Annotated in this window: 17 protein-coding genes; 10 read left to right on the forward strand and 7 right to left on the reverse strand. The window is 70.9% G+C overall.

What is annotated here, in order from left to right; all coding sequences use genetic code 11:
• Positions 1 to 191: 191 nt before the first annotated feature.
• Positions 192 to 797 (reverse strand): response regulator transcription factor, encoded by a 606-nt coding sequence (locus OG570_RS23045; RefSeq protein ID WP_256475271.1) that lies wholly within the window; start codon positions 795 to 797, stop codon positions 192 to 194.
• 205 nt (positions 798 to 1,002) lie between these two features.
• Positions 1,003 to 1,752 carry an AraC family transcriptional regulator gene (locus OG570_RS23050; protein WP_326943481.1) on the reverse strand — a complete coding sequence of 250 codons (750 nt, stop codon included), beginning with the start codon at positions 1,750 to 1,752 and terminating at the stop codon, positions 1,003 to 1,005.
• Between the two features lie 369 nt (positions 1,753 to 2,121).
• Here OG570_RS23050 and OG570_RS23055 point away from each other — a divergent pair, with 369 nt between their 5' ends.
• Both OG570_RS23055 and OG570_RS23060 read left to right on the forward strand, forming a co-directional pair.
• Positions 2,122 to 2,382 (forward strand): hypothetical protein, encoded by a 261-nt coding sequence (locus tag OG570_RS23055; RefSeq protein WP_326943480.1) that lies wholly within the window; start codon positions 2,122 to 2,124, stop codon positions 2,380 to 2,382.
• 281 nt (positions 2,383 to 2,663) lie between these two features.
• On the forward strand, positions 2,664 to 3,269 hold the full coding sequence (locus OG570_RS23060; RefSeq protein WP_247055533.1) for a response regulator transcription factor: 606 nt from the start codon (positions 2,664 to 2,666) through the stop codon (positions 3,267 to 3,269).
• 40 nt (positions 3,270 to 3,309) lie between these two features.
• Here OG570_RS23060 and OG570_RS23065 read toward each other — a convergent pair whose 3' ends face one another.
• Both OG570_RS23065 and OG570_RS23070 read right to left on the reverse strand, forming a co-directional pair.
• Positions 3,310 to 5,709 (reverse strand): sensor histidine kinase, encoded by a 2,400-nt coding sequence (locus OG570_RS23065; protein ID WP_442788294.1) that lies wholly within the window; start codon positions 5,707 to 5,709, stop codon positions 3,310 to 3,312.
• Between the two features lie 197 nt (positions 5,710 to 5,906).
• Positions 5,907 to 6,416 carry a DUF899 family protein gene (locus OG570_RS23070; protein WP_326959200.1) on the reverse strand — a complete coding sequence of 170 codons (510 nt, stop codon included), beginning with the start codon at positions 6,414 to 6,416 and terminating at the stop codon, positions 5,907 to 5,909.
• Positions 6,417 to 6,789: 373 nt separating this feature from the next.
• Between OG570_RS23070 and OG570_RS23075 the strand changes: the two genes are divergently transcribed.
• Entirely contained in the window at positions 6,790 to 7,410 is a 621-nt protein-coding gene (locus tag OG570_RS23075) for an L-threonylcarbamoyladenylate synthase (protein WP_247055530.1), read from the forward strand.
• Between the two features lie 15 nt (positions 7,411 to 7,425).
• Here OG570_RS23075 and OG570_RS23080 read toward each other — a convergent pair whose 3' ends face one another.
• On the reverse strand, positions 7,426 to 8,097 hold the full coding sequence (locus OG570_RS23080) for a maleylpyruvate isomerase family mycothiol-dependent enzyme (protein WP_326943477.1): 672 nt from the start codon (positions 8,095 to 8,097) through the stop codon (positions 7,426 to 7,428).
• A 165-nt stretch (positions 8,098 to 8,262) separates the two neighbouring features.
• On the opposite strand from OG570_RS23080, the gene OG570_RS23085 reads away from it, so the two are divergent.
• Positions 8,263 to 8,646 (forward strand): YciI family protein, encoded by a 384-nt coding sequence (locus tag OG570_RS23085; RefSeq protein ID WP_326959202.1) that lies wholly within the window; start codon positions 8,263 to 8,265, stop codon positions 8,644 to 8,646.
• The gene (locus OG570_RS23090) at positions 8,643 to 9,881 is read left to right on the forward strand and encodes an RNA polymerase sigma factor (RefSeq protein WP_326959204.1); all 1,239 of its coding nucleotides are present in this window, start codon (positions 8,643 to 8,645) and stop codon (positions 9,879 to 9,881) included. Before OG570_RS23085 ends, OG570_RS23090 begins: the two co-directional genes overlap by 4 nt.
• Positions 9,882 to 9,894: 13 nt before the next feature.
• Here OG570_RS23090 and OG570_RS23095 read toward each other — a convergent pair whose 3' ends face one another.
• Both OG570_RS23095 and OG570_RS23100 read right to left on the reverse strand, forming a co-directional pair.
• Positions 9,895 to 10,593, reverse strand: coding sequence for a helix-turn-helix domain-containing protein (locus OG570_RS23095; RefSeq protein ID WP_326943474.1), 699 nt, complete (start codon positions 10,591 to 10,593; stop codon positions 9,895 to 9,897).
• Between the two features lie 64 nt (positions 10,594 to 10,657).
• Complete coding sequence (locus OG570_RS23100; RefSeq protein ID WP_247055522.1) at positions 10,658 to 11,458, reverse strand: AfsR/SARP family transcriptional regulator; 801 nt, start codon at positions 11,456 to 11,458, stop codon at positions 10,658 to 10,660.
• Between the two features lie 564 nt (positions 11,459 to 12,022).
• Here OG570_RS23100 and OG570_RS23105 point away from each other — a divergent pair.
• The 5 genes from OG570_RS23105 to OG570_RS23125 all read left to right on the forward strand — a co-directional run bounded on the left by OG570_RS23105 (position 12,023) and on the right by OG570_RS23125 (position 17,942).
• The gene (locus OG570_RS23105; RefSeq protein ID WP_442788295.1) at positions 12,023 to 12,850 is read left to right on the forward strand and encodes a helix-turn-helix transcriptional regulator; all 828 of its coding nucleotides are present in this window, start codon (positions 12,023 to 12,025) and stop codon (positions 12,848 to 12,850) included.
• 29 nt (positions 12,851 to 12,879) lie between these two features.
• Entirely contained in the window at positions 12,880 to 13,875 is a 996-nt protein-coding gene (locus tag OG570_RS23110; protein WP_326959206.1) for a DUF1702 family protein, read from the forward strand.
• A gap of 83 nt (positions 13,876 to 13,958) precedes the next feature.
• The gene (locus OG570_RS23115; protein ID WP_326959210.1) at positions 13,959 to 14,969 is read left to right on the forward strand and encodes a DUF1702 family protein; all 1,011 of its coding nucleotides are present in this window, start codon (positions 13,959 to 13,961) and stop codon (positions 14,967 to 14,969) included.
• Positions 14,966 to 16,939 (forward strand): CRTAC1 family protein, encoded by a 1,974-nt coding sequence (locus OG570_RS23120; protein WP_326959212.1) that lies wholly within the window; start codon positions 14,966 to 14,968, stop codon positions 16,937 to 16,939. The genes OG570_RS23115 and OG570_RS23120 overlap by 4 nt, the downstream gene beginning before the upstream one ends.
• Positions 16,940 to 16,943: 4 nt before the next feature.
• Complete coding sequence (locus OG570_RS23125) at positions 16,944 to 17,942, forward strand: enediyne biosynthesis protein (RefSeq protein ID WP_326943470.1); 999 nt, start codon at positions 16,944 to 16,946, stop codon at positions 17,940 to 17,942.

Genomic DNA, 17,942 nt, shown 5'->3' on the forward strand with positions numbered 1-17,942 from the left:
AGTGGAGTGTTGCGTGGGCGAGTTGAGCGCCTGAGCTAAGTGGACGCGTTGCGTGCTCGGGCTGAGCGGGCGAGCTGAGCGCTCAAGCTGAGCGCCCGAACGCCCGGGCTGCGCTGGCAGGCCGCGGGGGCGAGCTGAACATCCGCACTGAGCGCCCAAGCGCTTCCCGAGGTCCGGTCACATCGGACCGGTCAGAGCCACTCGGCTTCGGTGGCGATGCGGATGGCGTGTACCCGGTTGCGGGCGTTCAGCTTGGTCACCACGGCGGCCAGGTAGTTGCGCACCGTTCCCGCCGAGAGGTACAGCTCCGCGGCGATGTCGGCGACCGTGCGGCCCTTCGCGGCCAGGGACAGGATCTCGAGCTCGCGCGGGGTGAGCGGGCAGTCGTCGGTCTCCCAGGCCGCCAGCGCGAGCTCGCTGTCGATGAACCGGCGTCCTATCGCGACCGAACGCACGGCGTTCGCCAGCTTGTCCGACGGGGCGTCCTTCAGCAGGAAGCCGTTCACCTTGGCGTCCAGCGCCCGGCGCACCGTGCCCGGCCGGCCGAGGCTGGTGAGGATCAGCGTGTGGCAGTCGGGCAGGCTCTCGTGGATTTCGATCGCCGCGGACAGCCCGTCCTTGCCCGGCAGGTCGATGTCGATCACCGCGACGTCGGGCATCGCCGCTTTCGCGGCGGGCAGGATCTGGTCGCCCGAGGACACCTCGGCCACCACTTCGATGTCGGACTCCAGGTTCAGGAGGGCGACCAGGGCGCCGCGAACCATGTGCATGTCCTCGGCCAGCAACACCTTGATCACGCCGGTACCTCGCCCCCCAGTTCAGCGACTCCGTGTGGTGATTGTACGTCATTCGTCCCCGGTGCCGGTGTTTCGCGGACGCCGCTCGATCGTCCGGGTGAGAACGTCCGGAATTCCGCGGTTCCCGCCGGAGCGGACCCGTGACGCGCGAGACCCGCCGTCCGCGCGGTGCGGACGGCGGGTCCACGGCCGGAAAAGCGCGCGTTCAGCTCGCCATCGGCCGGGATATCGCGGGCTGGCGCAGGTCCGGCAGCGCCAGCAGCACGGGCGGGTCGAAACCGTCCCGCGGCCGCATCCGGACGTCCGCCAGGCTCGCGGTGACGCCGCGGTGGATGGTCAGCGGTCCGGTCAGGCCGGTGAAGGGCCGCAGCGCCGTGTCGTCGGGCGCCGTGGTGCCGTAGGCGTGCGACAGCACGAACCACGAGCCGAGCGGAACGTTCGTCAGTGCGTAGGGCCCGGGCCGGGGCAGGATCACGTGCCGGGCCGGCGCGCCCTCGGTGATCCGGGCGGCGAAGAGCCCGATGAACACCGGCCCCACCTCGGCCGGCAGGGGCACCCGCAGCTGGCCCCGGATGGTCGCCTCCGAGCCGGGGCCGGCCTGCCGGTCGGACAGCCGCGGCGCGGTGCCGCCCAGCTGGCGGTAGCCGGACGGCGAGACGCCCACGCTGCCGCTGAACCGCGCGCTGAAGGTGCCGACGCTGTTGTAGCCGACCTGGTGACTGATGTCGGCCACCGAGGTCTCGGTGGTCGCGAGCAGGCGTTTCGCCTCGGCCAGCCGCAAGGCGGACAGGAAGCGGCCGGGCGAGAGCCCGGTGACCCGGAGGAACACCCGGGTGAAGTGGAACTTGCTGAACACGGCCGCACGGGCGAGGTCGTCGATCGTGAGCCGTTCGTCCAAGTGGTTGCGCATGGTCACGATGGCGCGAGCCACAGCTTGCCGGACGATCTCATCCATCGCGGGCCGTCCTTCCGACGTGGGAGCCGCCCTCCGGGCCTTCCCGACGAAGGCATCCGCTGCGGGCACTTGATTTCGACCAAAACTGTAGATCTGCGGACGTCTACTTCTTAAGTGCTCTGTGCACCGGTGCGCGTGGGTTTCGCCGATGGTCGACATGCGTTTCGCACATCCGGGTCCGGCGGCCGCCGGACCGGGTAGTCCAACCATGACGAGATGTGCGTTCTGCACGCTGCGTAGCGGCGGGCCGTGACCGACCGGACGCGGATGGTGACGAAAGCCCCCGGATCGCTCCCGCGTCGATGGTTTGTTAGCCCATTCGGAGTCTCTCCCGAGCCGCGCGGAGCATGTGTAAGCCACAACGGCCCGGTGACACCGGCACTGGTTGTCAACGCATCCCTGAGCGACGATTTGTGGCACGTGGAGAATTCATCTTCGTCACTGGGGAGAACAACAATGACTGCACATGTTTCCGCCGACGTTCGCGCGCTTTTCTCGGATATGGGCATCGAGTTCGACAAGACGGCCACCGACCTGGTGATCGAACAGTTCGGACAGTGGCAAGAGGCCACCTCGGGCAGCCCGGCCCGAACCTGTTTCTGCCGGGCGGACGTCCTGGAAGCCGCCTGAGCGTCGTTTCCGCAGTTCCGCACCCGGCCCGTCGCTTGTGGACCGTCGCACAGTCCACAAGCGGGGCAAGCCGGAAAATTTCCCACCACGCTCGTTCGAGCCTCCGTCACCGGTCACCACAGGTAGCTGTCCGGTTGCGGATAGATCTTTTCCTCGAGCCGTCCCGGTGGGTGCCCGGACATTTCGCGATGCCGGCGCCAGTGGTGCCCGAATGGTGCAACCGATTCCTCGGGCAGAATGTTTAACTGGGGTTCTGGGGAATCGTGAGTGCGGAGGCATCCGTGATCAGAGTGCTCGTCGCAGAGGACATGCACATCGTGCGTGGGGCGCTGGTCGCCCTGCTCCGGCTGGAGCCCGACATCGACGTGGTCGCGGAGGTCGCGTCGGGCCTCGACATCGTGCCGATGGCCCGCGCGAAAGAGGCGCAGGTGGCGGTCATCGACATCGACCTGCCGGGCATGGACGGGCTCACCGCCGCCGGTGAGCTGCACGAACAGGTCCCGGACTGCCGGACGGTCATCCTCACCAGCCTCGGCAGACCCGGGACGCTGCGCCGGGCGCTGGACGCCAAGGTGGGGGGCTTCCTGCTCAAGGACGCGCCCCCGGACAAGCTGGCCAACGCCGTGCGGGGGGTCCTCGCCGGCCGGCGCATGGTCGACGGCGACCTGGCGCTGGCGGCCTGGGACTCGGTGGACTGCCCGCTCACCGCCCGGGAGCTGGACGTCCTGCGGATGACCGCGCAGGGCTTCGGGACGGTCGAGGTGGCCGCCCGGCTGTACTTGTCCGCCGGGACCGTCCGCAACTACCTCACGACGGTCGTCGCGAAGCTCAACGCCCGCAACCGGGTCGACGCGATCCGCATCGCCGAAGAGTCCGGCTGGCTGTGACCGCGGAAAGGTCTGGACCGAGTGGTTCAGACCGCGTGGTTCAGACCGGGACGACGGCCCGCAGCCGGAACCGGCCGTCCGGCTCGATCCCGGCGGTGAGCTTGCCGCCGAGGTCGGTCACCCGGTGGGAGAGGTTGCCGATCCCGCTGCCCGGGGACGCGTCGGCGGGCACGGCGACCGTGCCCGCGAGCCGCGGTGCGGGCACCCCGGCCGCCGCCTGTTCTTCCGAGCGGGTGGCGGGAACGCGGGCGGCGTCCCGCTGGACACCGTCGTTGACGATGTCGAGGCAGATCCCGTTGCCGGTGCGGCGCATCGCGATCTCGCAGCTCTCCACCTTGCTGTGGCGCAGCACGTTCGTGATGCCTTCGCGCAGGACGACGGCCAGTACCGTGCGCACCGTCGTGGGCAGCTCGTCTTCGAGCATCTCCATGCGCACCTTGACGTCCGCGGCCACCAGCACGGACTTCGCGGTGCGGGATTCACTGTCGAGGGACAGTTCCCGGTAGCCGCTGGCCACCGACCGGACGTCGGAGAGCGCCTGGCGGGTCAGGCCGAGGACCTCCGTCAGCTCCTCTTCGGCCCGGCCGCGGTCCAGCGGCAGCACCCGGGCGGTCAGCTCGCTCTTCAGCGCGATCGCGGACAGGCTCATGCCGAGCAGGTCGTGCAGGTCGCGGGCGAAGCGCAGGCGTTCCTCGGCGAGGGCCATCTCGGCCAGGCGCCGCCGGGTGCTGTCCAGCTCGGTGACCAGCCGGACCAGCCACAGCAGCCCGAACACGGCCAGCCCGGTCATCACGGTCGCGGCGGTGTAGAACACGGTGGAGGTGATGTCGGCGCCCGAGATCCGCTGGATCTCCGCGTAGGCGGCGATGTTCAGCGCGAAGAACGCCCAGCCCAGCACCGGCGGCAGGACCAGCAGCGCGCTGCCGATCAGCAGCCCGGGCAGGCTGACCCAGTTCTGCCCCAGCGGCAGCAGCGGGAGGTAGATCAGGCAGGCCTGGACGAACAGCATCCCGTAGCTCTGCGCCGAGCGCAGCTGGGTCGTCGGGCGGTTGAAGTAGGAGAACTGCAGGGCGAGCAGCGCCGCGATCGAGCCGACGACCAGGGCCAGGTCCCACGGCTGGTCGGTCAGCTGGAGCTCGTGCACGGTCGCGCCGAAGGCCATCATCGCCATGGTGAGCGGCAGCAGCCTGCGGATCCGCTTCGACTCGATCTGCGTCCGCTGCTCGCCCTCGTGCGGGGTGGGGGTGCCCTGGCGGCCGGGCACGGGCAGCTCGACGCGCAGCCGGAACCGGCCGTCCGCGTCGATCTTCGCGCTCGCGGTGCCGCCGAGCGCGGCGAACTCCCCGGGCAGGCTGGTCAGCCTGCTGTCCGGTGAGAGCGCCGGGGCGTCCGCCGTCATGCCGTCGTTGACGATCTCCAGCGTGACCTTGCCGTCCTGGTGCCGGACGTCGATCTCGCAGTGCTCGACGTCGCTGTAGCGCAGGACGTTCGTGACCCCTTCGCGGAGCACCTTGGCCAGCAGCGTGCGCGTCTGCACCGGCAGGTCACCCTGGTCGAGGTGGATCTGCACGGCGATCTCGGAGCCCGACAGCAGCGATTCGGCCGTCCGGGACTCCTTTTCCAGCGACAGCTCGCGATAGCCGTGGGAGATCGCGCGGACGTCGGACAGGGTGCGCTGGGCGGTGGCGGTGATCTCGGCGAGCTCGGCCTTGGCGCGGTCCACGGACTTCCGCATCAGCCGGTGCGCGAGCTCGCCCTTGAGCGCGATCGCCGACAGGCTCATGCCGAGCAGGTCGTGCAGGTCGCGGGCGAAGGCCAGCCGCTGCTCCGCGACCGCGCGCTGGGCCAGTTCGGTGCGGGCCTCGTGGAGGTTGTGCACCATGCGCGCGAGCCGGGTCAGCAAGTAGAAGACCAGGCTGTAGAACACCGAGCCGGCCGCGTTGTACACGATGCTCAGCGGCGAGGCGTCGAAGAACCAGTAGATCCAGGCGACGCTGAAGAACACCGCGGTCAGTGCCGGCCCGGCGTACCGCGCCGGCAGGGCGAGCAGCACCGCCCCGCCGACGAAGACGGGCATGTCGGCCCACAGCAGCCCGAAGGTCAGGAGGGGGACGTAGGCCAGCACGACCATCACGGCGACCAGGATCAGGCTGGTGGCGGAGTCGTGCCGGACGGCCGGGCGGCTGAACCAGAGCAGCTGGATGGCCAGCAGCCCGCCGATGCCCAGCAGCGCGTAGGCGCCGCGCACGAAGCCGACCGGGCCCGGCAGCAGCAGCAGGTTGACCAGCCCGATCACGCTGAAACCGGCGACGACGGCGACGACGATGGCCGAGGCCAGGTAGGCGGCCAGCCGGGGCCGCCGGTCCGCCGCGGTCGTGCCGCGGGGTTCGGCGGTCACCGAACGTTCGGCGGCAGACTCGAGTGCGGTGACCGGAGACAATCAGGTGCCCCCTCCGGGATCGGCGCGGCGACGTGCCTGCCGGGACGCCCGGTCCGGGCGCGGTGTCGCTCTCTTACGGGTGGCTCTTTTACGGCTGATCTTAACGTACCAGAGCACACCGCAAGCGAAGAGAAGCGCGGAACACCGTTCCGACGACGGATTCGGCCGAATGGCCGCCACGGAGCGGCGAAGACCGGTCAGCGGCCGGCCGGCGCCGGCGGATAGCCGCCCTGCTCCGCGAGCAGGCCCAGGAACCCCAGCCGCGGCACGGTGACCGACCCCATGTGCAGCACCCGCCCGCCGGCCAGCCGGAAGAAGCTCAGCCCGGACTCGTCGTCCCACGAGTCGCCGCCCGCGCCGGGCACGTACCGGGTCGCCGGGAAGTCGTCGGTGAACGCCGTGCCGGCGGCCGAGTACGCGGGCACGCCCCAGCCGAGGTAGCGCCGGTACTGCTCGACCTTCGCGTAGGGCGCGTGGGAGACGAGCGCCAGCTGCAGGCCGGGCCCGTGCAGGGCGGTGGCGATGTCGGCGAGCGGCACGACGTCCGCCGGGCCGCTGTGGTCGGCCATCGGGTGGTGCACGGCCAGGCGGTCGTGCCTGCCGAACAGCCCGGCCAGGGAGACGAGCCCCCGCGGGCCCTCGAACAGGTGGTGCGCCCCGGCCACGACCCGGGGGCGGTCCAGCTCCAGCACGGTCGGCTTCGTCATGACTCGTCCTCCCTGGCTGCGGTCCCTCTTCGGAGTGTGACCGCGCTGCACGGGCGGGCCCAGCGTTCGCCACCGGAACCGCAAGCTGGGAGACGCGCTCGGCCTTCGTGCCAGATTCCGGCAAAGTCGTTCCAGTGCTTGTCACGCGCTGTCCGGAAGGGCCGGCACACCGCCCGGAGCGGCCGACGCGGTGGCGGGAGCGGTCAACACGCCGCCCGCAGTGGCCGGCGCGGCACGCGGCGTCGACGGCGGAACCGCAAGCTGGGAGACGCGCTCCGCCGTTCCGGGCGCCGTGCCGGTCGTCGACGTCGTCGCCGGGGCTGCTCGACGGCCGTCGTGCCGGGGTTCCAGGTGGCCCCTAGGCTCTGCGTTCATGGCACGCTATTTCGACCTGCACCCGGAGAACCCGCAGCGCCGGGCGCTCGGCCAGGTCGTCGAGATCCTCCGGCACGACGGGCTGATCGCCTACCCGACCGACTCCTGCTTCGCGCTCGGGTGCCGGCCGGGCAACCGCGCCGGGCTCGACCGCATCCGCACCATCCGCAAGCTGGACCACCGGCACCACTTCACCCTGGTGTGCCAGGACTTCGCGCAGCTGGGCCAGTACGTCCACGTGGACAACGCGGTGTTCCGCGCGATCAAGGCGGCCACCCCGGGCAGCTACACGTTCATCCTGCCCGCCACCAAGGAGGTGCCGCGGCGGCTGATGCACGAGAAGAAGAAGACGGTCGGCGTGCGCATCCCGGACCACCGCGTCACCCAGGCGCTGCTGGCCGAGCTCGGCGAGCCGCTGCTCTCGAGCACGCTGCTGCTGCCCGGCTCGGGCGAGCCGATGACGCAGGGCTGGGAGATCAAGGAAGAGCTGGACCACCAGCTGGAAGCGGTGCTCGACTCCGGCGACTGCGGGGTCGAGCCGACCACCGTGGTCGACTTCTCCTCCGGGGAGCCGGAAATCCTGCGCGTCGGCGCGGGCGACCCGGCGCTGTTCGAGTGACGCTTCGAGCGACGCTCAGCCTTCCAGTAGTTCCAGCCACTCGGCCGTGCGCCCGCCGGTGAAGGTCAGCGCGAGGTCTTCGGCGTAGCGGCGGCCGGTCACCAGGAGGCAGAAGTCCTCGGCCGGGCCGGCGACGCGATCGGTGGCGTCCTCCGGCCCGAAGTCCCACCGCGCGCCGGACGGGGCCCGCAGCTCGAACCGGAACTGCTCGGCGGGCGGCGTCGCCTGCCGGCGCAGGTAGGCGCGGTCCCTGGTGCGGACGCCGTAGTAGGCGACGTGGCCGATGGAGTCGTCCCGCCGGGGCCGGACCCCGAACGCGTCGGCGATGTCCTGGCCGGCGGCGAACACCTCGGTCAGCACGGCCGCGGCGAGCACGGACGGGCGCAGCGGGCCGTCGCTCCACGGCAGCTGCTGCTCCTTCGGGGCGGCGGCGAGCAGGGCGGTGGCCTTCCGCTGCTCGAGCAGCCACGTCAGGATCGCCTCGTCGAGCGAGTCGTAGGAGATCTGCGGGGTCACGCCGAACACGCCCGGGTTCTCGACGCTGAGCCGGACCAGCCGCGCGGTCGACGTCAGCCGGGCGAAGTACCCGGTGATGTCGGGTCCCGGACCGGGGCCGCGCCCGTGGCGCTCGGCCAGCTCGGCCAGCGCCTCGGTCTCGGCCTGCAGTTCCGTGAACACGTCGGCCATCGGTGCCACCTCCTGGTGCCGGGAAACCGCGACTGCCCCGGTTCAGGCTGGCAGGCGCGACCGCGATGACTCCACTTCCCGCTTGCGGCGTGGCATCACGGGCACCGCGCGCCTCGGCTAGGGTCGGGCCGCGGACCAGGCGCGGTGGCCGAAGGGAGCCGGGACGTGAAGTACCTGCTGGCGATGTACCTGAACCCCGACGTGATGGCGAAGCTGTCCGAGCGGGACATGGACGCGATCACGACCGGGCACGGGGAGTTCATCCGCACGATCCGGGAGTCCGGCGAGATGATCAGCACGCAGGCGCTCGGCCCGGCCGGTGAGACCACCGTCGTGCGCGGGCGCCCGGGCCCGCCCGCGGTCACCGACGGCCCGTTCCTGGAGACCAAGGAATTCCTCGCCGGGTACTACCTCGTGGAGTGCGTGAGCAGGGAACGCGCGGTCGAGCTCGCGGCGATGATCCCGGACACCGCCTTCGACGGCCTCGGCGTCGAGGTGCGCGAGGTCGTCTTCTTCGCCGGCGCCGAAGCCGAAGTCCCCATGGCGTGACCGCCGTCGCCGAGGTCCTGCGCCCCCTGGTGCCCTCGGTGCTGGGCGCGCTGGTGCGCCGGTACGGCCGGTTCGACGCGTGCGAGGACGCCGTCCAGGAGGCCCTGCTCGCGGCGAGCGAGCAGTGGCCGGCCGAAGGCGTCCCGGACAACCCGCGCGGCTGGCTGGTCACCGTCGCGTCCCGGCGGCTCACCGACCAGTGGCGCAGCGAGAGCGCGCGACGCCGGCGTGAGGAGTCGGCCGCCGCGCGCGAACCGGTCGCCGCGGTACCCGGGCCCGGCGAGGAGCAGCCCGCGAACGCCGACGACACGCTGACCCTGCTGTTCCTGTGCTGTCACGCCGCGGTGTCGCAGCCGTCGCAGGTCGCGCTCACGCTGCGGGCGGTCGGCGGGCTCACCACGGCGCAGATCGCGAAGGCGTTCCTGGTGCCGGAGGCGACCATGACGCGGCGCATCACCCGCGCGAAGGAGGCCATCGCCGCCGCGGGCTCGACGTTCGGCGCGCCGTCGCCGGACGACTTCCCGGAGCGGCTGCGCGTCGTCCTCCAGGTGCTCTACCTGATCTTCAACGAGGGTTACACGGCGACGTCGGGGGAGGACCTGCTGCGCGTCGAGCTGACCGCGGAGGCGATCCGGCTGACCCGCGCCGTGCACGCCCTGCGCCCGGACGAGGGCGAGGTGACGGGCCTGCTGGCGCTGATGCTGCTGACCCACGCGCGGCGGGCGGTGCGCACCGGCCCGGACCGCGAGCTGGTGCCGCTGCCCGAGCAGGACCGCGGCCGGTGGGACGCGGCGATGATCGCCGAGGGCGCCGGGCTGATCCGGTCCGCGCTCGGCCGCGGACCGGTCGGGCCGTACCAGGTGCAGGCGGCGATCGCGGCGCTGCACGACGAGGCGCCCAGCACCGAGGAGACCGACTGGCCGCAGATCGTCGAGCTCTACGGCGTGCTGGGCGAGCTGATGCCGAGCCCGGTGGTGACCGTGAACCTCGCGGTCGCCCTCGCCCAGGTACTGGGGCCCGACGCCGGCCTGGCCGTGCTCGACGAGCTCGACGGCGCGCCCGGCGTCGGTGCCCGGGCCGACGCCGTGCGGGCCCACCTGCTCGAACGCGCCGGTGACCCGGCCGCCGCGCGCGAGCACTACCTCCGGGCCGCGGACCGGACCGACAGCGGGCCGGAACGCCGGTACCTGCGGGCCCGTGCGGACCGGGCCGGCCGGGCGGAACCCCGGCCCTGACCCGGTCGCCGGGTCAGCGGACGACGATGCCGGTCGCCGGCTCCGGTGCCGCGGGGATGTGGAACAGCTGCGCGAACATCTCGAGGTCCGCGACGGCCCCTTCGATGCCGAGCTTGCCGGTGCGGGTCGCGTCGGCGGCGGTCAGCCGGCCGCTCATCAGGTCCAGCAGCGCGGTGCCGGCCGCCGCCTCGATCACCAGCTCGGCCCCGGGGAAGCGGCCCTCGCCGACCTTGACCGCGCCGTTCTCGACCAGCGCGTGCACGATCATCCGGTCGTCGTAGCGGATCTCGAAGTTGATCTGCACGTTCTCCGCGGCGTCGGAGCGGAACGTGGTGTAGAGCGACAGGATCGCCGCGTCCAGGGTGAACACCTCGTCGGCCTTCGGGGCGTTGAGCGAGCGGGCGCCCCAGAGCCCGAGGTCGAGCACGATGTGGTCGAGCTCGCTGCCGTACTGGGTCAGCTCGTAGACCAGGCCGGCGTCGAGCTCGGCGCGGACGCGGCGGCGGAGCACGCCGGCGGCCTCCAGGTCGTTGAGCCGGGCCGACAGGATCGACGGCGGGATCTTCGGCAGACCGGCCTGCAGCTCGTCGTAGCGCTTCGCGCCGAGCACCAGGTCACGGATGATCAGCAGCGACCAGCGCTCGCCGACGAGCTCGAGTGCGCGGGCGATGCCGCAGAACTGTCCATAGGTACGCGTGTGCGGAGCAGACATCGGACTTCCTCACTTCGTTCTCGGGCGTGCGACGGAAACGGCCGGAGCCGGGCAAAGCGGTGGGTCAGCGGTGATCCCCTTCGGAGATCAGCTCGCGGTGCAGCACCTGGAGGTCGTCACACGGCTCGACACCCAGTTCGCCGGCCAGCCGCGACCGCAGCCGGCGGTAGACGGCCATCGCGTCGGACCGGCGGCCGCTGCGGCCGAGCACGCGCATCAGCTGGCCGTGCAGTGCTTCGTCCAGCGGGCTGCCGGTGGCGAGCGACCGCAGCTCGCCGATCAGCTCGCGGTGCTTGCCGCTGATGATCTCCGCTTCGATCCGCAGGTGCAGCACGCTGCGCCGCTGCTCCAGCAGTTCCGTGCGGTAAGCCGACAGCACCGGTCCACAGTGGACGTTCGCCAGCGGCGGCCCGGACCAGAGGTCGAGCGCCGCCCGGTAGGCGTCGGCCGCCGCGGCGTGGCGTCCGGCGTCCTGGTGCTCGTGGCCGAGCTGCTGCAGCCGGATGAACCGGTGGGTGTCCACTCGCGTCGGGTCGATGTAGAAGGTGTAGCCGGACTGCTTGGTGGCCAGCATCTTCTCGCCGTCGGCGGCCAGCCCGTTCTGGTCGATGCACCGGCGGAGGTGGTAGACGTAGGTGTGCAGTGTCGTGCGCACCGTCCGCGGCGGGTTGTCCGACCAGAGCTCCCGGATGAGCGTGTCGATGTGTACCATCTTGCCCGGGCGCAGCACGAGCACGGCGAGCAGCTGCAGCACCTTGGGCGTGGTCGGCGCGTAGTCGACCCCGCCACGCAGCACTTCCAGCGGCCCCAGGACGGTGAACGTCACCCCGGTGTCGTCCGGCGGTGGCGGCGATTCGGAGTACATGACTGGCCTCCAGCGTATTCAGTGCGCCCCCGCACTCCCCAGTGGTGCCGCTCGTGTCGCGGGACGGCCGACACCGAGCTTCTCCCTGAATGTGACAGAGAGCCGGACCGGCGGCCAGTGAGGCACCCACCAGAGTCGAGGTGCGTTTGTCGGGTGCTCACGTGCGTCACGCAGGTTCGCGGTGTGCGTTTCGCACGGTCCGCCATTCGGCCTACCCTGGTCGTCCGTTTTCGCGGGTGTTCGCCGGAACGGACCAGGCACGGGCGCGCCGGGACCGCCCACTCCACGCGTGCGGGCGTCCCGCACCCGCGCGCCGTGCGTTCCACACGGTCCGGTCGATGTGGATTCCCCGTGGCCGCCCGGACGCCGTCCGGCCGAGTGCGTTTCGCCTGGTAGGCCTCGACCGCTCGTCAATCGAACTGCAAGCAGCGGCGTCTTCCCTGGGCACCAGGAGAACTGCCATCAGGGGAATTCGAGGTTGGACGCATGATGTTGCGGTCTATAGCTGCTGTCGGATACGAGAGCGAATTCGACGATGAGCCCCGGGCACCGGCCATCGAGCGTGTGGAGAAGTCGGTCCGGCCCGCGGTGCTGCAGGCGATTTCCATGATCCAGGAGCGCTACTACGAGCCCATCACGCTCGGGGACCTGGCCTCCGAGGTGTTCGTCAGCCGGTTCCACTTCTCCCGGATGTTCGCCCACGCCACCGGCGTGACGCCGGGCCGGTTCCTGACGGCCGTGCGCCTGTTCGAGGCGAAGCGGCTGCTGCTGACGACGTCGCTGAACGTCTCCGACATCGTGTGCAGTGTCGGCTACAGCAGTGTCGGCACGTTCACCAGCCGGTTCTCGCGGGCGGTCGGGCTGACCCCGACGCAGTACCGCGAACCGCAGGTGGCCGAGCTGCTCGTGGCGATTTCGCCGACGCTGCAACGGCTTCCGCCGCTGCGCACGCTGCGCGCGGCCGGTCGCAGCTGTGCTTCGCTGCAGTCGGGCACGGGTGTGCTGTCGATGCGGCTGGACATGCCGGGCGACGCCGCCCCCGCGGACACCCTCGTCGGGCTCTTCGCCGACCCGGTGCCCCAGTGCGGTCCGGTCGCCTTCGGCGGCTCGGCCGGCATGAGCTCGGGTGAGCTGACCATCCACGGCGTGCCCGCGGGGCGGTGGACGGCGATCGCCGTCGCGCAGCACCAGCCGGGCCTGGGCGGGCCGCGCTTCTCGATCGGCTACTCGACCGTGACCGTGACGGCGGAGGGCCTGTCCACCGGCCGGGTGGGCCTGCGCGCGCCGGCCGCGACCGACGCGCCGATCGCGATCACCCTGGCCTCGAAGCAGTCGCCGTTCACCCAGCGCATGCGCGCCGCTCAGCACCCGCACCTGCGCGCCGTCGCCTGATCCGCCGGAGAGAAGAGGACGACCACGTCATGTCCACGGTAATCGGAGTCCTCCGGAAGCGGTTCCTGGCTCCTTCACTGGCTTCGGTCGGGTTCGCCGAGCGCGGCTTCCCGGTCACCCACACCGACGCGACGGCCCGGCTGGAGGCGGTGCCGCAAGCGGTCGTGTGCGGGTTCGAATGGGCCATCGAAGGTGCGCCGCTGTGGGAGATCGAGCGCCGGCTGGCGCTGGTCGAGCCCGAACAGCGCGGCTTCGCCTACGAAGGCGCGACGATGGGCTACACGATCCTCGACGCCATGCCGGGCGGCGGCCGCGACCGCACCCGCGCGCTGCTGGAAGGGCCGGGGCGCCCGCACATCTTCCTGACCTACATCGGGATCGGCTTCGCGATGGCGCGGCTGCCGCGGCCACTGTGGAAGAACATCCTGCCCGAGCTGACCGGGGTGGCCTACCACCCGGTGATGAGCTGGCTCGCCGTCGACGGCTACGGCTTCGACCGCGCCTACTTCGACACGGACAAGTGGGTGGGCGAGCAGGCGGACCCGGTGCCCTACCCGTGGGCGGGCCGGCCGGAGTACTTCGGCCGGGCGTTCGACCAGGGGGTCGGCCGCGCGCTGTGGTTCATCAACGGCGGGAACCCCGACGCCGTGGCCGAAGCGGTCGGGCGGTTCGCCGAGGCCCGCCGGGCGGACCTGTGGAGCGGGGTCGGGCTGGCCTCGACGTTCGCCGGCGGCAGTGACCAGTCCGGCCTGGCCCGGCTGCGCCACGCCGCGGGGGAGCACTACGACCAGCTCGCGCTCGGCGTCGTGTTCGCGGTGAAGGCCCGCACCTACGCCGGGTACGTGCCCGCGCACACCCACCTCGCCGCCGGCGTGCTCACCGACCTCGCGGTCGGGCAGCTGCAGGCCATCTCCGACCGGACGGAGGCGGTCGGCGACGACGGCGGCCCGCTCCCGCGCTACGAGCTCTGGCGGGCCGCGATCCGGGCGGAATTCCGGCCGCACGCACACCGAGCGGCGAGCTGAATCCGCGCCCCGGCAATCCGGCGGCAACGGTGGAGTAGACCGTCCGGAGTGGAATCTGTGACAGTTGATTCGAGTATCGGAAGATGTTCGTAGCCCGAAAGGGGAATGCGGTGGGCGACGGTTGGCGCGCATTGAGGCGCCGGATCCTGACACCGGACGACTCGGAGACGTCGCTGGACAAGCGTGGTTTCCACAAGAAGAGCCCGCAGGCTCAGGAACTGCTGGAAACGGTGGGGAAGAAATTCCTGCTCGGCTACGCGCACGCCGTCGAGTCCCGCAACCCCGCGCAGTGCGAGGAATGGCTGGAACGCATTCCGGTGCAGTTCCGCGGATTCGCCTACGAGGGCGCGGGAATGGGCTACGCGATGCTCGACGGGCTGCCTTTCGGCGGCCGGCGGCACGTCGACGACTTCATCGCCGGTCCGGGCGGAGCGCGGCAGCACTACATCATCCTGGTCGGCGCCGGCTGGGCGATGGCGCGGCTGCCGCGCTTCGCCTGGCCGAAGGCCGACCGGTTCGACCCGCTGCTGCGGTGGCTGGTGCTCGACGGCTACGGCTTCCACCAGGCGTACTTCAAGACCGAGAAGTACGTCCGGCAGCAGTACCAGGAGCCGGGCTTTCCCTGGCCGGCCAAGGAATACAGCGGTTACGCGCTGCGGGCCATCGACCAGGGCATCGGCCGGGCGCTGTGGTTCATCTGCGGCACGGACGTCGACCTGGTGACGAAGACCATCGCCGGGTTCGACCCGGCTCGCCACGGTGACCTCTACGCCGGGGTCGGCCTCGCCTCGACCTACGCCTGCGGCGTCAAGGAAGACGAGCTGACCGAGCTGGCCCGCCGCGCGGGCGAGCACCGCGGGCAGCTCGCCCAGGGGAGTGCGTTCGCGGCCGACGCGCGGGTGACCGCGGGCCTGCTGCTCCCGGAGACCGAGGTCGCCACCCGGGCGATCTGCGGCCTGCCCGCCGAGCGCGCCGCGGCGATCACCCGGGAGGTGTGGCCGGCGGCTGTCGTCGACGGCGAGCTCCCGGCGTTCGAGACCTGGCGGCAGCGGATCGCCGATGAAGTGCTGACTCACGGAGGAGTGAACAAATGACCGCGACCTCGCGCTGGCTGCGCCGGCAGCTGGCGGGCATCGTGGCGATCGCGCTGGTGCTGACGATGTTCTTCGTCGCGCGCCTGCCGACCGTCTCGGCCGCCGAGCAGGACCAGCTGGCAGCCAACTTCCACTTCACACCGATGACGATCGCGCTGCCCGCCGCGGCGAAGTCGCAGAACGTCCGGACGCTGAACAAGCAGTACGAGGCCATCTCGGCCTGGATGTCCTCGACCGGCGCCGGCATCGCGATGAACGACCTCGACGGTGACGGCCTGGCCAACGACATCTGCCTGGTCGACCCGCGCAGCGACCAGGTCGTCGTCACGCCGGTGCCGGGCCAGGGCCAGGACCGCTACGCGCCGTTCGCGCTCGACCCGGCGCCGCTGCCGACGTGGGACTACATGGCCCCGATGGGCTGCGTCCCCGGCGACTTCAACGAAGACGGCCGGATGGACGTCATGGTCTACTACTGGGGGCGCACGCCGGTCGTGTTCCTGCAGAAGGCCGGCGCCACCAAGCTGGCTCCCGCGGCGTTCCAGCCGACCGAGCTCGTGCCGGGCAACCTGCGCGGCGCCGACGGCAAGTACAACGGCCCGCTGTGGAACACCAACGCGGCCACCATCGGCGACTTCGACGGCGACGGCCACGTGGACGTCTTCATCGGCAACTACTTCCCGGACAGCAAGGTCCTGGACCCGAACGCCGACGGCGGCATCACGATGAACCAGTCGATGTCGCACGCGACCAACGGCGGCGGCAAGTTCATCTACCGCTGGACCGGGGCCACCGCGGGGACGAACCCGTCGGTGTCCTTCGTGGACGCGTCGACGAGCATCCCGGCCAACGCCCGCACCGGCTGGTCGCTGGGCGCCAGCGCCACCGACATCGACGCCGACGGCCTGCCGGAGCTCTACATCGCCAACGACTTCGGGCACGACCACCTGCTCTACAACAAGTCCAAGCCGGGCGCCATCGAGTTCGGCGAGGTCACCGGGGTCCGCGGGATCGCCGACCCGAAGTCGAAGGTGCTCGGGAACGACTCGTTCAAGGGCATGGGCGTCGACTTCGGCGACTTCAACCACGACGGGCTGTACGACATCTTCGTCAGCAACATCACGACCTCGTGGGGTGTCGAGGAGTCGAACTACCAGTTCGTGAACACCGCCAAGGACCTCACGGACCTGCGCGGTCAGCTGCAGAAGGGCGTGGCACCGTTCCACGACGAGAGCGGCGAGACGCGCACGGCGTGGTCCGGCTGGGGCTGGGACCCGAAGATCGAGGACTTCAACAACAGCGGTGACGTCCAGATCGCGCAGGCCACCGGCTTCATCAAGGGGCAGGTCAACCGCTGGCCGCAGCTGCAGGAGCTGGCCGTGGCCAACGACGGCATGACGTCGAACCCGTTCTGGTGGCCGAACGCCCGTCCCGGTGACGACCTCGCCGGCGACCAGACGCTGCACTTCTTCGTGAAGCGCACGGACGGCACCTACGTCGACCTCGCGCCGAAGCTGGGCCTGGCCGTCCCGGTGCCCACCCGCGGCATCGGCGTCGGCGACGCGGACGGCGACGGCCTGCCCGACTTCGCCGTCGCACGGCAGTGGGAGCAGCCGATCTACTACCACAACGACAGCCCGAAGACCGGCAAGTTCCTGCAGCTGAAGCTGACCACCGATGCCCCCGTGGCGCCGGGGCCCCTGCCGTCGGCCGGTTCGCCGGCGATCGGCGCCGAGGCCACCGTGACCACGGCGGACGGCAAGAAGTACGTGGGCCGCGTCGACGGCAGCAGCGGGCACTCCGGCCGCCGCAGCTTCGACGTCCAGATCGGACTGGGTGCCGATGTCACCGGTCCGCTGGCGGTGCACCTGCTCTGGCGGGACCGCACCGGGAAGCCGCACACGCAGGACCTGAAGCTCGCACCGGGCTGCCACTCGTTCCAGCTCGGCACCCAGGCGAAGGAAGAGAAGTGACGTCATGGTGACGCCCATAACGACCAAAGTGGATACTGCACCGCCGAAGCGGACCAACAAGGTCATCACGGCCCTGCGCCGCTTCGCCATCTCGATCACGATCTTCAACATCCTCGGTTACACCGTGCTCGGGTTCGAGCAGCCGTGGATCTTCCCGTTCGTCGCGCTGGCGGTCTCCTACACCACGGAAATCGTGCTGGAGACCATCAACGCCCGCGTGACGAACCGGCCCGTCCGCTACCGCGGCGGCGGGTTCAAGGGCCTGGTGGAGTTCCTGTTCCCGGCGCACATCACCGCGCTGGCCCTGAACATGCTGACCTACGTCAACGACCACATCTGGGCGATGATCTTCGGTGTCATCGTCGCGGTCGGCACCAAGTGGGTGCTGCAGGCGCCGGTGTTCGGCCGGATGCGGCACTACATGAACCCGTCGAACTTCGGCATCACCGTGATGCTGCTGGTGTTCCCGTGGGTCAACATGACGCCGCCGTACCACTTCTCGGAGAAGGTCGACACCTGGATCGGCTGGCTGATCGTGGCCGTCATCCTGATCTCGGGCACGGTGCTCAACTCGCTGCTGACCGGCCGGATGTGGCTGATCGGGGGCTGGCTGTCGTTCTTCGTCATCCAGGCCGTCCTGCGCGGGGTGCTCTTCGGCACGGCCATCCCGGGTGCGCTGGCGATGGGCACCGGGATCGCGTTCGTGCTCTACACGAACTACATGGTGACCGACCCGGGCACCACGCCGTCGAAGCCGGCTTCGCAGTTCGCCTTCGGCGCCGGTGTCGCGATGATGTACGGCTTCTTCACCGCCGCGCACATCGCCTACGGGTTGTTCTTCGCCACCGCGTCGGTGTGCTTGATCCGCGGGCTCTTCCTGTGGGGCCTGCACTTCTCGAACAAGTCGCGGATCAAGTTCGAGGCCGAGCAGGCCGCGCAGAAGGCGAAGCTCACCGCGGCACCGCCCGTCCCGGCCGGTGACGAGAAGCCGCTCGCGGCGTGA

The organism is Amycolatopsis sp. NBC_01286 (assembly GCF_035982555.1).
Lineage (GTDB): Bacteria > Actinomycetota > Actinomycetes > Mycobacteriales > Pseudonocardiaceae > Amycolatopsis.